The organism is Mesorhizobium sp. U510 (genome assembly GCF_059180695.1).
Genome location: NZ_CP180532.1, coordinates 949,996 through 963,544 on the forward strand (window position 1 = coordinate 949,996; position 13,549 = coordinate 963,544).

The 13,549-nt window shown below is 63.7% G+C and carries 14 protein-coding genes; 6 read left to right on the forward strand and 8 right to left on the reverse strand.

Annotated elements, in window-relative coordinates:
- Positions 1-74: 74 nt before the first annotated feature.
- From ACLGL5_RS06645 to ACLGL5_RS06660, 4 genes are read left to right on the forward strand one after another with little or no spacing between them, the layout of a single operon-like run.
- Entirely contained in the window at positions 75-815 is a 741-nt protein-coding gene (locus tag ACLGL5_RS06645) for a CerR family C-terminal domain-containing protein (protein ID WP_064982301.1), read from the forward strand.
- Positions 812-1,765 (forward strand): HlyD family secretion protein, encoded by a 954-nt coding sequence (locus ACLGL5_RS06650; protein ID WP_064982303.1) that lies wholly within the window; start codon positions 812-814, stop codon positions 1,763-1,765. Before ACLGL5_RS06645 ends, ACLGL5_RS06650 begins: the two co-directional genes overlap by 4 nt.
- A complete protein-coding gene (locus tag ACLGL5_RS06655) occupies positions 1,762-2,682 on the forward strand; it encodes an ABC transporter ATP-binding protein (RefSeq protein ID WP_069090613.1) in 921 nt (306 codons plus the stop codon). Before ACLGL5_RS06650 ends, ACLGL5_RS06655 begins: the two co-directional genes overlap by 4 nt.
- Positions 2,679-3,815, forward strand: coding sequence for an ABC transporter permease (locus tag ACLGL5_RS06660; RefSeq protein WP_010912557.1), 1,137 nt, complete (start codon positions 2,679-2,681; stop codon positions 3,813-3,815). The genes ACLGL5_RS06655 and ACLGL5_RS06660 overlap by 4 nt, the downstream gene beginning before the upstream one ends.
- Before the next feature lie 79 nt (positions 3,816-3,894).
- On the opposite strand, the gene ACLGL5_RS06665 is transcribed toward ACLGL5_RS06660, so the two are convergent.
- Positions 3,895-4,872, reverse strand: a complete 978-nt coding sequence (locus tag ACLGL5_RS06665) for a threonine/serine dehydratase family protein (protein ID WP_069090614.1) — start codon at positions 4,870-4,872, stop codon at positions 3,895-3,897.
- Between the two features lie 305 nt (positions 4,873-5,177).
- Positions 5,178-5,498 carry a hypothetical protein gene (locus ACLGL5_RS06670; RefSeq protein ID WP_019862259.1) on the reverse strand — a complete coding sequence of 107 codons (321 nt, stop codon included), beginning with the start codon at positions 5,496-5,498 and terminating at the stop codon, positions 5,178-5,180.
- Between the two features lie 179 nt (positions 5,499-5,677).
- On the opposite strand from ACLGL5_RS06670, the gene mbfA reads away from it, so the two are divergent.
- Positions 5,678-6,661, forward strand: coding sequence for an iron exporter MbfA (mbfA, locus tag ACLGL5_RS06675; RefSeq protein ID WP_069090615.1), 984 nt, complete (start codon positions 5,678-5,680; stop codon positions 6,659-6,661).
- Positions 6,662-6,735: 74 nt separating this feature from the next.
- On the opposite strand, the gene ACLGL5_RS06680 is transcribed toward mbfA, so the two are convergent.
- The 3 genes from ACLGL5_RS06680 to ACLGL5_RS06690 form a co-directional block, all read right to left on the reverse strand.
- Positions 6,736-7,671, reverse strand: coding sequence for an IS110 family RNA-guided transposase (locus ACLGL5_RS06680; RefSeq protein WP_010910050.1), 936 nt, complete (start codon positions 7,669-7,671; stop codon positions 6,736-6,738).
- A gap of 307 nt (positions 7,672-7,978) precedes the next feature.
- Positions 7,979-8,323: an antibiotic biosynthesis monooxygenase family protein gene (locus ACLGL5_RS06685; RefSeq protein ID WP_064985388.1), complete on the reverse strand. Its 345-nt coding sequence runs from the start codon at positions 8,321-8,323 to the stop codon at positions 7,979-7,981.
- Positions 8,320-8,652, reverse strand: coding sequence for an NIPSNAP family protein (locus ACLGL5_RS06690; protein ID WP_019862263.1), 333 nt, complete (start codon positions 8,650-8,652; stop codon positions 8,320-8,322). Before ACLGL5_RS06690 ends, ACLGL5_RS06685 begins: the two co-directional genes overlap by 4 nt.
- A 170-nt stretch (positions 8,653-8,822) precedes the next feature.
- Between ACLGL5_RS06690 and ACLGL5_RS06695 the strand changes: the two genes are divergently transcribed.
- Positions 8,823-9,497, forward strand: coding sequence for an ArsR/SmtB family transcription factor (locus ACLGL5_RS06695; RefSeq protein WP_069090616.1), 675 nt, complete (start codon positions 8,823-8,825; stop codon positions 9,495-9,497).
- A 10-nt stretch (positions 9,498-9,507) separates the two neighbouring features.
- Here the strand turns inward: ACLGL5_RS06695 and ligD are convergent, their stop codons facing one another.
- The 3 genes from ligD to ACLGL5_RS06710 all read right to left on the reverse strand — a co-directional run bounded on the left by ligD (position 9,508) and on the right by ACLGL5_RS06710 (position 13,485).
- On the reverse strand, positions 9,508-11,997 hold the full coding sequence (ligD, locus tag ACLGL5_RS06700; protein WP_069090617.1) for a DNA ligase D: 2,490 nt from the start codon (positions 11,995-11,997) through the stop codon (positions 9,508-9,510).
- A 9-nt stretch (positions 11,998-12,006) separates the two neighbouring features.
- On the reverse strand, positions 12,007-12,864 hold the full coding sequence (ku, locus tag ACLGL5_RS06705; RefSeq protein ID WP_069090618.1) for a non-homologous end joining protein Ku: 858 nt from the start codon (positions 12,862-12,864) through the stop codon (positions 12,007-12,009).
- A gap of 114 nt (positions 12,865-12,978) precedes the next feature.
- A complete protein-coding gene (locus ACLGL5_RS06710) occupies positions 12,979-13,485 on the reverse strand; it encodes a YciE/YciF ferroxidase family protein (RefSeq protein ID WP_019862267.1) in 507 nt (168 codons plus the stop codon).
- Positions 13,486-13,549: the final 64 nt, after the last annotated feature.

Sequence of the window (13,549 nt, forward strand, 5' to 3'; positions counted from 1 at the left end):
GTTTGGCGCGGGCGATGGCAAGACAGCTCCGAACACAAGTTGACTTTAATCAATCGATTGATTAAAGCCCTGTCATGATCAAATTGCCCGACGCCAAAAATTCCCGCCGCGAGACATCACCGGAGCCGACCCGTGCAGCACTCGTGCAGGCGGCGCTGAAACTGTTCGGCCGGCAGGGTTTCGACGGCACCTCGACCCGTGAGATCGCGGGCGAGGCGCAGGCCAATATCGGCTCGATCGCCTATCATTTCGGCGGCAAGGAGGGCCTCCGCGCCGCCGTCGCCGACTATATCGTCGAAACCGTCCAGGCTGTTGCCGGCCGGGCACTGGCCGCCGGCCAGGCGCCAGCCAGTGGCCAGGCCGCGCCGGCGGGCGATCCCGAGGCGGCGCGCGCGCAGCTTTTCGCCGCAATAGAGGGGATCGTCGGTTTCGTCGTGGCGCAGCCGCACGCCGGCGAGATCGTGCAATTCTTGCTGCGCGAACTGCAGCATCCCACCGCTGCGCTCGACCGCATCTATGACGGCGTGTTCGAGCCCACGCATCGCCGGCTATGTTATCTCTGGGAGCAGGCGACCGGCGAGCCGGCCGAAAGCGAGCGGACCCGGCTCACCGTGTTCACGCTGATCGGCCAGGTCGTCTATTTCCGCATCGGCCGCGAGGCGGTGAAGCGCCGCATGGGCTGGCACGACATCGGCGCCGCCGAGGCCGCCAAGGTCGTGGCGGTCACGACGGACAATCTCAGCGCCATACTGGCCGCCCGAATGGGATCAAAACCTAAAATGGGATCAAAACCCCCAATTGGATCAAAACAATGAGTTTCCTTTGCTCCTTGCCGCTTGCCGCCAAGCTCCTCAGTGCCTGTGCGCCCGCCGCTCCACTCGCCGTCGGCTATGTCGAGGGCGATTATGTGCTGCTGGCGCCGATCGAGGTGGCGCAGGTCGAGACCGTCGCCGTCAAGCGCGGCGATCGCGTCACGCCCGGTGCGACGGTGGTGACGCTGGAAAGCGCCGACGCCAGGATCGCGGTGGCGCAGGCCGAGGCAAGCCTCGCCCAGGCGCAGGCGCAGCTCGCCGATCTGCAGGTCGGCAAGCGGCCGGAAGAGATCGCTGCACTCAAGGCGCAGGTCGACATGGCCAAGGCGCAGGCCGACGATGCAAAGCGCAAATACGACCGCGCCGCCGATCTGTTCAAGCGCGGCACCGGCACCCAGGCCGATTACGACACCGCCTCGGCGACGCTGGAGACCGCCAACGCCCAGGTCGGCCAGGCGCAGGCCAATCTCGCCGTCGGCGGCCTGCCGGCGCGGCCCGAGACGATCAAGGCCGCCGACAACCAGGTCAAGCAGGCGCAGGCAGCCCTGCAGCAGGCTCAGTGGCGGCTGTCCAAGCGCACGCTCGCCGCACCTTCGCCCGGCCGCGTCAACGACGTCATCCGCAATCCCGGCGACACCGCCGGCCCGACCGCGCCGGTCATCTCGATGCTGCCTGACGGTGCGGTCAAGCTCAGCGTCTACATACCGGAAGCCGCCTTCGCCTCGGTCAGGATCGGCAGCCTGCTCAGCGTCCATTGCGACGGCTGCGGCCCCGATGTGAAGGCGCGCGTCAGCTATGTCTCGCCCGATCCCGAATTCACCCCGCCGGTGATCTATTCGCTCGAGAACCGGCAAAAGCTGGTCTATCTGGTCGAGGCGCGGCCGGAGGGCGACGCCGGCCCGCTGCAGCCCGGCCAGATCGTCGACGTCGATCTTGCGGGAACGGCAAAATGAATGCCATCGACGTTCACGGGCTGGTCAAGCGGTTCGGCGACAAGACCGTCGTCGACCATGTGACGATGTCGGTCGCCGAAGGCGAGATCGTCGGCTTCCTCGGCCCCAACGGTTCAGGCAAGACCACCACCATCCGCATCATGTGCGGCCTGCTGACGCCCGACGAAGGCGAAGGCACGGTGCTCGGTTTCAACATCCGCACGGAGTCGCTCAGTATCAAGCGCGAAGTCGGCTACATGACGCAGAAATTCTCCTTCTACGAAGATCTGACGATCGGCGAGAACCTCGAATTCGTGGCGCGGCTCTACCGGCTGAAACCGGTCGAGGAGTATGTAGCCAGGACATTGGAGGAACTCGGGCTGACCACGCGCCGCAGCCAGCTGGCCGGCACGCTCTCCGGCGGTTGGAAGCAGCGGCTGGCGCTCGCCGCCTGCATCATGCACAAGCCGAAATTGCTGCTGCTCGACGAGCCGACGGCAGGCGTCGACCCGAAGGCGCGGCGCGAATTCTGGGACGAGATCCATCGCCTCGCCAGCGGCGGGCTCACCGTGCTGGTCTCGACCCATTACATGGACGAAGCCGAGCGCTGCCACCGCATCAGCTACATCTCCTATGGCAAGATGCTGGCCACCGGCACCGTTGAGGAGGTGGTGAAAAACGCCGGCCTGACGACGTTCGTGGTGCAGGGTCCACGGCTCGCCAAGGTGGCCGAAGAGCTGCATGGCCGCCCCGGCGTCGACCAGGTGGCGCCTTTCGGTGCCACGCTGCATGTCGTCGGTTCCGACAGGAAGAAGCTCGAGGCAGCCCTTGCCGATGTCGAGAAGGAGCATGAGGGCGTGACGGTCGCGCCGGGCGAAACCAGCCTGGAGGATGTCTTCATCCAGTTCATGTCGGGGTCGAAGGACAATATGGCATGAACAGCGTCTTCTCTTTCGCCCGGCTCGGTGCCCTGCTGATCAAGGAATTCATCCAGATGCGGCGCGACCGCATCACCTTCGCCATGATGCTCGGCGTGCCGCTGCTGCAGCTCATTCTGTTCGGCTTTGCCATCAACAACGATCCGAAGGGCCTGCCGACGGCGCTGGTGGCGATGAGCAACGACCAGTATACGCGCGCCATGGTCTCGGCGCTGCAGGTGACGGGCTACTACCATTTCGACCATGTCACCGAAAGCGCCGAAGAGGCGGAGTTCCTGATGGCGCGCGGCGACGTTTCCTTCGTCGTCACCATCCCGGCCGACTTCGCCAGCCGAGTCGAGCGCGGCGACAATCCGCAGATCCTGATCGAGGCCGACGCGACCGATCCCTCGGCCGCGAGCGGCGCCATTTCCACGCTGAGCACGGTGGCGAGCCAGGCGCTGCTGCGCGCGCAAGGCATGCAGGCGGCGGCCGCCGAGAATGCCAGACAGCAGCTGCAGGTGGTGGTGCACCATCGCTACAATCCTGAAGGCATTTCGCAATACAACATCGTGCCCGGTCTGCTCGGCGTCATCCTGCAGATGACCATGGTGATGATGACGGCCATGGCGCTGACCCGCGAAACCGAGCGCGGCACGATGGAAAACCTGCTCGCCATGCCGTCCAGTCCGGCCGAGATCATGCTGGGCAAGGTGCTGCCCTTCCTTGTCGTCGGCGCGGTGCAGGTGGCGGTGGTGCTGGTGGCGGCGAAGCTTCTGTTCGATATCCCCTTCGTCGGCAGCCTGACGCTGCTGTTGTCGTCGGTGCTTGTCTTCGTGCTGTCGCTGGTGCTGCTCGGCTACACCATCTCGACCATGGCCCGCTCGCAGATGCAGGCGATGCAGCTCACCTTCTTTTTCTTCCTGCCGTCGCTGCTCCTGTCCGGCTTCATGTTCCCCTATCGGGGCATGCCGGGCTGGGCCCAGGCGCTGGGCGAAATCTTCCCGCTGACGCATTTCCTGCGCATCACCCGATCGGTGATGCTGAAGGGCGCCGACTTCCATGCCATCGCCACCGAGGTCGGCTGGCTGGCCGTGTTCGTGCTGGTCTTCGCGGGCACCGCGCTGCTGCGGTTCAGGCGCACGCTGGACTGACCGCAAAAGGGCGCCCGGCCGCTGTGAGCCGCCGATGCCGGACCACGCCGATAGCGACATGGCGCAGAGGACAAAGCGATCAGGCGGCGGCCATGATTTCGGCATAGGTGCCGAAATCGACATTGCCGCCGGACAGCACCACGGCAACGCATTTGCCGGACAGTTCGATCTCGCCCGACGACAGCGCCGCGAGCGCCACGCAGCCGCCCGGCTCGACCACCAGCTTGAGATAGCCCATGGCATCGCGCATCGCCTGTGCGGTCGCTTTGTCGGAGACGGCGATGGCGCCGGCGAGGTTCTTGCGATTGATTTCGAAGGTGATGGCGCCCGGCTCGGCGGTCAGGATCGCGTCGCAGATCGAGCTGTAACCCGGTTCGTTCGAAACCCGGGCGCCGGCGGCGAGCGAGCGGCGCGTGTCGTCGAAATGCTCGGGCTCCACCGCCCAGACCGCGGTGCCCGGCGAGGCGTCCTTGACCGCGACTGAAATGCCGCTCGACAGCCCGCCGCCACCGCAGGGAATGACGACGGCGTCGAGGCTGACGCCGAGCGCTTTGGCCTGCCGCATGAGTTCAAGGCCGATCGTACCTTGCCCGGCAATGATGGCCGGATCGTCGAAGGGCGGCACCAGCACCATGCCCTTGTCGATATAGGGGCGAACCACGGTCATGCGGTCATCGCGGAAGCGGTCGAACGGCACCACTTCCGCCCCCATCCTGCGGACATTGCCGATCTTCATCGCCGGCGCGTCGGCCGGCATGGCGATGACCGCCTTGACGCCGAAGATGGCCGCCGAAGCGGCTACCCCTTGCGCATGATTGCCGGAGGAGAAGGCGACGACGCCACGGCTGCGCTCTTCCTCGCTCAGCGACGACAGCTTGTTGTAGGCGCCGCGGAACTTGAACGAGCCGGTGCGCTGCAACGTCTCCGGCTTGAACAGGATGCGCCCGCCGAAGCGCTTGTTCAGTTCGGCCGATTCGATCAATGGCGTTTCGACGATCAGGCCGGAGAGGCGGGCGGCGGCAGCATGGATGTCGGCGATGCCGGGAGAGGTGGTCATGGCGGATCCTGTGGCGATGTGATCCGGCCATGGTGCACGCAAACGGCCGCGCCATGCCAACGAAAAGATGTGACCGATACAAAGTTGGCGATGTGAGCTAGGTGCCAAGTGTGGCTAGCGTTACGGCCGGCCACCCCCCCTCTGTCCTGCCGGACAGACGGGGGTGCTGTCCCGCCACGTCTGCGATGTTCTGTTTCCTGCAGTCGGAGCGCTTAGCCGGGGGCCCGCTGCCTGCGGCAGCTCCCCGGTTCGAACCCTTGAAAGGTCCACCGGACCTTTCAATTCGCCTGCGGCGAACCGGGTTCTCACCCCAGCAACGTCCGCTGCCTCTTCGTCCCGCCCAGCTTGCGCCAATTGTTGAAGCGATGCGTGGCGGCGGCAAATGAGATCTTCATCTGCTGGGCGACCGAATAGCGCGACTTGCCTTCGTCGAACATGCGGTAGCAGCACTCGACCCCTTCCTCGGTCAGCTTGCCGTCGGGGGCCTTGTTGTGCGGGTTGGCGGGGTCGAATTTCTCGATCTGCTGCTCGACCAGGCCCTTCAGCCGCTGCAGATCGGCCTCGATGCTGGCGATGAGATCGAGAACGGGTTTCGGGTCGAAATGCTGGGGGTGCGGCTTCGTCATACGCTCAAAATCCTCATTCTTGTCTTAGGTTCAGCTATATAGGTGAAGCTTTGCCAATAGATAAGGGTCGACGCCGCTCAAGCGCTTCAACAATTCTTGAACCCCGAGACTTCAGCGCGATTGACCCGGAGCACCGCAGACCCTAGTTTAGAACAATTCTAAACTAGGATCCTTTCCTCATGCTTTCCCGTGTTTTCGGTTTCGGCCGCCGCCCCTTCGAATCGCTCTCCGAACAGGAAATCCTGGCGCTGGCCATTTCATCCGAGGAAGATGACGGGCGCATCTACCGCGCCTATGCCGACGGGCTGGCGGACAACTTCCCGCAATCGGCGAAAGTGTTCGAGGAGATGGCCGAGGAAGAGGACGGCCATCGCGACTCGCTGATCGAGCTCTTCCGCAAGCGTTTCGGCGAGCGCATCCCGCTGATCCGGCGCGAACATGTGAAGGGCTACTATGAGCGCAAGCCCGACTGGCTGGTGAGGCCGCTCGGCATCGAGCATGTGCGCAGCCAGGCCGAGGCCATGGAGCGGCAGGCCTATCTGTTCTACGTCGAGGCGGCAAAGCGCACGACCGATGCCTCGACGCGAAAACTTCTCGGCGACCTGGCAATAGCCGAACAGGGCCACGAGACGCTCGCCCAGCGGCTGGAGCAGAAGCATGTGCCTGGCGAAGTGAAGGATGAAGAGGCCGCCGCCGAGCAGCGCCAGTTCATCCTGACTTATGTGCAGCCGGGCCTGGCAGGCCTGATGGACGGTTCGGTGTCGACGCTGGCGCCGATCTTCGCCGCTGCCTTTGCCACGCACGACACCTGGCAGACCTTCCTGGTCGGGCTTGCCGCGTCGATCGGCGCCGGTATCTCCATGGGCTTTACGGAAGTCGCTTCCGACGACGGCAAGCTCTCGGGTCGCGGCTCGCCGATAAAGCGCGGCATCACCACTGGCGTCATGACATCGGCCGGTGGTCTCGGCCACGCATTGCCCTATCTCATCCCGCATTTCTGGACGGCGACGGCGGTTGCCGCCGTCGTGGTGTTCTTCGAACTGTGGGCCATCGCCTTCGTCCAGAACCGCTACATGCAGACCCCGTTCCTGCGCGCCGCCTTCCAGGTGGTGCTGGGCGGCGCGCTGGTGTTCGCGGCCGGCGTGCTGATCGGGAATGCATAGTTCTTCCTTCCCCCCTTGTGGGGGAAGGTGGATCGGCGCGTAGCGCCGAGACGGATGAGCGACTATCTGAGGTGTCAAGTTGCATTTGCGAATTCGTTGCGCGCGTCGCGTGCTTTTGCATTGAGAATGACGAGCAGCTTGCGGGCGAGCGCAATGCGGATGACCATTTTCTCCTTTCCGGCAGTCTGCAACCGTTGCTTGAAAGCTGCCAGATGCGGATCATATTTGGCAACGATGCTGGCAACGAGAAAGAGGACGCCGCGCGGCCCTGCCCGACCGCCGCGCACTGGTCTTCGACCGCTGCGCTTGCCACTGTCATTGGCGATCGGCGCCAGGCCGGCCAACTTGGCGATGGCCTTGTTGGAGAGGATGCCGATCTCCGGCAACTGCGCCATCAGCCGCGCCACGGTGCGAGAGGCAACACCCTTGAGCGAGCGGAAGGCTCGGTCGAGGCATGCCCACAGCGGATCGTCATCGATGAGCGTGGCGATCTCACCTTCGAGCCTGCGGCTCTGGCGCGCAAGCAGCGCGATCACTTCATCGAGGCTGGCGATAGTTTCGGCGTCGGCGGTGCTTTTGCGCTGCTTTTGAATGGTGAGATCTCCTCCCACCTGGGAAAGCCGCGCAACCAGCGCCTTGAGCCGCTGCTGGGCCGCGCTCGGCGGCGGCGTCGGCTTGAGCCGCTTGACGGCACCATAACGGGCAATCACGGCGGCATCGATTCTGTCGGTCTTCTCCAGGAAACCCATTGCCTCGGCGAAGTAGCGAACGCTCCTCGCGTTGGCCATGCCGCAGGGTTGGCCCATCTCCCACAAGAGCAGGAAGGCCAGCCGTTCGTAGCCGCCACTGGCCTCCATGATGACGAGTTCGACATCATGGTTCTGACACCAGGCGGCCAGATCGGCGATGCCTGCCGCATCGTTGGCGAAGCGGTTTGCCGCTCCCATCGGCTCGATATGAGCGTCGAGCCAGTCTTTCGAAATATCTATTCCACAGAGGGTCGTGTTCACGGTAACCTGCCTTGTGCGTGCGATTGGAGCCAAGCGACTATTCGGTCGTGCGTGACGAAGACGAAGATCCCAGGCTCATCCACGGTTGTAGCCACAGGGGTGTCGGGCGACTTCGCCAAGCCTCGAATCGGATGGCCGTCCGGTTCGAGGCTCAGTCGCTTCCATCGCACAAAGTCTCCTCCGTGCAGATACAAGGGGTGCTCCAGCGGAGTGAGGCGCTGGCGTTCCCTGGAACACCCCTCATCCGACCTCGCTTCGCTCGGCCACCTTCTCCCGCAAGGGGAGAAGGAAGAAACGCGCCTCTCCACTACCCATTCACGGCCCGGCTGTCCGCCGGCGCCTCGTCCCTTTCGGTCAGCCCATAATCCCTGACCACATGCGCTATGCGCAATCGGTAGCCGGCAAAGATGCCGCCGCGGCCGGCCTGCTGCGCCTGCCTGTGCTCTTCGGTGTTGCGCCAGGCCTTCACCGCGTCCTCGTCGCGCCAGAACGACAGCGACAGGATGCGGTTCGGGTCGGCGAGGCTCTGAAAACGTTCGATCGAGATGAAGCCGTCAATGCCGTCGAGCAAGGGACGCAGATTGGCGGCGATGCCGAGATAGGCATCGCGTTTGCCCTCCGCGGGCTGCACCTCGAAGATGACGGCGATCACGGCAGCACCAGCTTGGCGTGCGGCCCGGAGACGTGTTTCAGGAACATGCGGTCCTCCTTGAGGATGAATCGTTCGCGCTTGGCGAACTCATAGTTTGCCTTGCCGGCGGGATCGGCGGCAAGCCGGGCGCGATAGGCTTCATAGGCCGCCAGGTTCTCGATGTTGTAGGCGGCGTAGGCCGTCGTCGCCGAGCCTTCATGCGGGGCATAGTAGCCGATCAGATCGGCCCCACAGCGCGGAATGGCCTGGCCCCAGTTGCGGGCGTATTCCTCGAAGGCGGCCTTGCCGAACGGGTCGATCTCATAGCGGATAAAGCAGGTGATGGTCACGGTCGTCTCCTTGGGTTCTGCATCGACGCTTCGAGCGCGGTCGAAACGTCATACGCATTGGTGTGCTAGGCAGTTCGTGTCAGGAGCCATCGTCGCTTGCGTCGCCGGCTCGTTGATCTGGCCGGAGAATAATGGCTATCTGACAAGAATGCTTCGATGAGGAACGAACTATGCGTGAAGGACCTGACATCGCCCGCATCGCCAGCCTGGTCGGCGACCCGGCCCGCGCCAACATGCTGAACGCGCTGATGGGCGGCACGGCGCTGACAGCGAGCGAATTGGCGCTGGAAGCCGGCGTGTCGCTGCCGACCGCCTCTTCGCATCTGTCGAAACTGATGGAGGGCGGGCTGCTGACCTTGGCCAGCCAGGGCAGGCACCGCTATTACGGCCTTGCCGGGCCGCAAGTGGCGGGCATGATCGAGGCCATCACCGGTGTCGCCGAGGCTGTCGGCCCCAAGCGCGTGCGGCCCGGCCCGCGCGACGGTGCCATGCGCGTCGCCCGCGTCTGCTACGACCATCTCGCCGGCGAGCAGGCGGTGGCGATGCTCGACCGTCTGGTCGAGAAAGACATATTGCTGCGCGACGGCAGGGAGATCAGGCTTGGGCCATCCGCGTCGTCGCATTTTGCCGCGATCGGCATCGATGTCGACGCCAAACCGCGCCGCCCGGTCTGCCGCGCCTGCCTCGACTGGAGCGTGCGCCGCTCGCACCTCGCCGGCACGCTGGGCGCCGCCATCCTCGACAAGATCCTTCTGGAAAAATGGGCGCGCCGCGAAAAGGACAGCCGCGCGGTGATTTTCTCGCCACCGGGCAAGCAGGCCTTCGAGAAAGTGTTTTTGAGCTGAGCGCCGAGAACTACCCCCGCTTCAACACCTTGCCCTGCTTGAAGAAATCCACCCAAGGATCGGCTTCCGCCAACTGCTTCAGCGTCGTCTTGTCGCCTATGGGGAAAGCGTTCGGCGCCAGGCCGGCCTCGATCTCGGCCCAGGTCACCGGCATCGATACGGTGGCGCCCTTCTTGGCGCGCGAGGAATAGGGCGCGACCGTCGTCGAGCCCCTGCCATTGCGCAGATAGTCGACGAAGATTTTCCCGGTGCGCGCCTTCTTCGAGAGTGTGGCCGTGTAGCGGTCGGGGGCACCCTGTTCGAGCGCCTTGGCGAAATCATGGGCGAAGGTCTTCACCGCCTCCCAGTCCGCCGATGGCTTCAGCGGCACCAGCACATGATAGCCCTTGCCGCCCGATGTCTTGACGAAGTTCGGCAGCGACAGCTCGTCGAGCCTGCCCCGGATATCGAGCGCCGCCTCGCGCACCGCTTTGACGTCGACACCTTCATCGGGGTCGAGATCGAAGATGATCTGGTCCGGCTGTTCAAGCTTGTCGATCGTGCAGCCCCAGATGTGGATCTCGACCACGCCGTATTGGACGAGCGCCGCCACCCCGTCGAAATCTCGCACGAACAGGATTTCCTCGCCATCCGTCGGGTCTTTCATCCGGGCTATTCTGTCGCTCATGCCGGCCGAGGCATGTTTTTGGAAGAAGCGCGGGCCGCCGATGCCGTCCGGCGCCCGCACCAGGCTGAGCGGCCGGTTGACGACGAACTGCTCCATGCGCGGCCAAACCTCGGCGTAATGGTCGAGCAGGCCCTGCTTGGAGATCTTCTCGTCGGGCCATAGCAGCTTGTCGGGATGCGAGAGTTTTACGCTGGTCGTCATCGTCCCGCCGCCGCTCGAGGCCGGCTTGCCCTTGCCTGTCGCTGCCTTGGGCTTTTCCTGCACAACGTCCTCCGCCGGCTTGTCCTCGCGCAGCCCCTGGAACGAGGCATGACGTATTATACGGTCCGACGTCCAGCTGCGAAACTCCACTTCGCCGACCAATTCCGGCTTGACCCAGACCAGCCCCTTGCCTTTCGGCACGGCCTTGTCGAAGGGCGAAGCCTTCGCCTTCAGCGCATCGAGCTTGTTCTTCAGCGCGATAGCGCCCTTGGCCGAGAAGCCGGTGCCGACACGACCGGCATACTGCAGTTTGCCGCCCTCGTAATAGCCGACCAGCAGCGAGCGCAGCCCGCGCCCGGTCTTGTCCGACGGCAGATAGCCGCCGATGACGAATTCCTGCCGTGCCGTGCATTTCGACTTCACCCAGGTCGGGCCGCGCCCGCTGCGATAGGGCGCATCGGCGCGTTTTGAGACGACGCCTTCCAGCCCCATGCGGCAGGCATGCTCCAGCATGATCTTGCCAGGTTCAAAAAAATGGTCGGAGAAACGCACCGCCGCATTTTCCGACTGCTTGCCGACCAGTTCCTGCAAGGCCTGCTTGCGCTCGACCAGCGGCTCGGCGCGCAAATCCTTGCCGTCGAGACGCATCAGGTCGAACACGTAATAGAGGAAGCGGTTCTTCCGCTTCGCCGACAGATCCTGCTGCAGCAGCGCGAAGGACGAGACGCCGCTGTCGGCCAGCACGACGATCTCGCCGTCGAGGATGGCGTCGCTGCATTTCAGCGCGGCCAGTTCCGCGATGATCTCGCTCCCAAACTTGTCGGTCCAGTCGAGGCCGGTGCGGGTCAAGAGCCGCACTTCCGTGCCGGCGATCTGCGCCTGCATGCGATAGCCGTCGAATTTGACTTCATGCAGCCAGTCCTTGCCCGGCGGTGCGTTCCGCTCCAGCGTCGCCAGTTGCGGCTCGATGAAATCGAGTTTGCGGCTTGCGGCCTTCGCCTTGCCGGCGGCCGGCTTGTTGGAGTGCCAGACTTCAGGCTTCTTACCCTTGGCGGTCTTGCCTTCACCGACCTCTTCGATCGTCAGGCCCGACTTCACCGATTCCGGCTTCTCCTTCAAAATGTCCTCGCCCGGCCGCGCCGCGGCGTCGTCCGACTTGATCAGCAGCCAGTTGTCGCGCTTTTCGCCCGCGCGGGGTTTCAGCCGCACCAGATGCCACAACCCATGCAATTTGTGGCCGTTGAGTTCGAAGCTGATATGGCCCTTCTTCATCGCCTGGGCCGGGTCGGTCTCGGGTACCCATGTTCCCTCGTCCCAGACGATGACCGAGCCGCCGCCATATTGGCCCTTCGGGATCGTGCCTTCGAACGGCGCATAGTCGATCGGGTGGTCCTCGACATGGACGGCGAGCCGCTTTTCGTGCGGATCAAGGCTCGGCCCTCGCGTCACGGCCCAGCTCCACAGCACGCCGCCATGCTCGAGGCGAAGATCGTAATGCAGCCTGGTCGCAGCGTGCTTGTGGATGACGAAGATTCCGCCCGCTTCGCTCTTTTTCGTGCGTGCGACCTTGCCCGCCGGCTCCGACGTTTTCTTGAAATCGCGCTTGGCGTGATATTGTTCGAGGCCGGCCATATGATGTCCTCAGGCGGATTTGCGCTTCGGCCCGGTGGCTTTCGGCCTGGCGCGTTTGGCCGCCGGCGATGAAGCCTTCGTTGACCCCGAATCCGACGACAGGCTCTTCTTCAGCGCGTCGAACAGATTGACGACGTTGGAGGGTTTGGGGGCCGCCTTGGCCTTGGGCGCCTTGTGCCCCGCCTTCTTGGCCCGGATCAGTTCGAGCAGCGCGTCCTCATATTTGTCGTCGAATTTCGAGGGGTCGAATTTTGCTTTCTTCTTGTCGATGATCAGCTCGGCCAAATCGGTCATTTCCTGGTCGGTCTTCACCGCCTTGATCTCGCCGAACACGCTGTCCGGCTGGCGCACCGTGTTGTCGTAGCGCAGCGTCGTCAGCACCATGCCCTTGCCGAGCGGCTCGATGACCACGGGGCGCTCGCGTTGGTAGAGCACGATGCGCGCCAGCCCGGCCATCTTCTTGCCCGCCATGGCATCGCGGATGACGGCGAACGCCTCTTCCGACACCTTGTCGGCCGGCGCGACATAGTAGGGCGTGTCGAGATAGATCTGCTGGATCGAGGCCTTGTCGACGAAACCGTCGAGGCTCATCGTGTGCGAGGATTCGATCTGCACGGCCTCGATCTCGTCTTCCTCGATATGGACGAAATCGCCGCCGTCCAATTCATAGCCCTTGATCTCGTCGCCATCGTCCAAGGGCTTGCCGGTTTCGGCATCGACATAGATTCGCTTCACCGTGTTGCCCGTCTTGCGGTTGAGAATGCGGAACGACACCCTTTCGGTATGCGTGACGACATTGGTCAGTTCGACGGCACAGGTGACCAGCGAGAGCTTCAGATAACCCTTCCAGGCTGGACGCGGCGCCATGACAAACTCCTTGCAATGGGTTCAATCCAGAACGGGGCAAAGCCCATTCCGGTTCCGACCGCGCGACAAGGCAAGTCGGCGCCGTTGCCGCGCCGATCTTGCCTGCCATCTCACCTATTCGGCAGCCTGGAGATTGATCTTGCTTTCCGCCATCTCGGTGAGCTTGCGATCGGTCGCCTGCTCTTCCTTGAGATTCTTCGCGAGTACATTGGCGCAATCGCTGCGGCCGAGTTGCTTGGCCCATGCAATCAGCGTGCCGTAGCGGGTCATTTCGTAATGCTCGACTGCTTGCGCAGACGCGATCAGGGCGGCGTCCAGGACCTCCTTGTCTGCGATGTCGCCGCTCACCTCGTCGGCTTCCTCGAGGATGCCGTCAATGGCCGGGCAGTCGATGGCCTTGGCCTTGACGCCATGCAGCTCGAACACCTCTTCGACGCGTTCGATATGGCCCCTGGTCTGTTCTAGATGTTTTTCGAAGCCTGCTTTGAGCTGCGCGTTGGTGGCCTTGTCGATCATCTTCGGCAATGCCTTCTCGATCTGCTTTTCCGCGTAATAGATGTCGCGCAACGTGTGCACGAACAGGTCGTCCAGCGTTTTGATGTCCTTCGAAAAGAAGCCCATGGTTCTAGCCTTTCCATTTGCTCTTGCGGTGTTGGTGTACGTGCCTGCGGCTTGCAGGCAATCG

Excerpts from the sequence above, each read along its gene's own strand:
- ACLGL5_RS06645 (WP_064982301.1), top strand. The coding sequence starts at position 75 with ATGATCAAATTGCCCGACGCCAAAAATTCCCGCCGCGAGACATCACCG.
- ACLGL5_RS06650 (WP_064982303.1), top strand. The coding sequence starts at position 812 with ATGAGTTTCCTTTGCTCCTTGCCGCTTGCCGCCAAGCTCCTCAGTGCC.
- ACLGL5_RS06655 (WP_069090613.1), top strand. The coding sequence starts at position 1,762 with ATGAATGCCATCGACGTTCACGGGCTGGTCAAGCGGTTCGGCGACAAG.
- ACLGL5_RS06660 (WP_010912557.1), top strand. The coding sequence starts at position 2,679 with ATGAACAGCGTCTTCTCTTTCGCCCGGCTCGGTGCCCTGCTGATCAAG.
- ACLGL5_RS06665 (WP_069090614.1), bottom strand. The coding sequence starts at position 4,872 with ATGACCACCTCTCCCGGCATCGCCGACATCCATGCTGCCGCCGCCCGC.
- ACLGL5_RS06670 (WP_019862259.1), bottom strand. The coding sequence starts at position 5,498 with ATGACGAAGCCGCACCCCCAGCATTTCGACCCGAAACCCGTTCTCGAT.
- mbfA (WP_069090615.1), top strand. The coding sequence starts at position 5,678 with ATGCTTTCCCGTGTTTTCGGTTTCGGCCGCCGCCCCTTCGAATCGCTC.
- ACLGL5_RS06695 (WP_069090616.1), top strand. The coding sequence starts at position 8,823 with ATGCGTGAAGGACCTGACATCGCCCGCATCGCCAGCCTGGTCGGCGAC.
- ligD (WP_069090617.1), bottom strand. The coding sequence starts at position 11,997 with ATGGCCGGCCTCGAACAATATCACGCCAAGCGCGATTTCAAGAAAACG.
- ku (WP_069090618.1), bottom strand. The coding sequence starts at position 12,864 with ATGGCGCCGCGTCCAGCCTGGAAGGGTTATCTGAAGCTCTCGCTGGTC.
- ACLGL5_RS06710 (WP_019862267.1), bottom strand. The coding sequence starts at position 13,485 with ATGGGCTTCTTTTCGAAGGACATCAAAACGCTGGACGACCTGTTCGTG.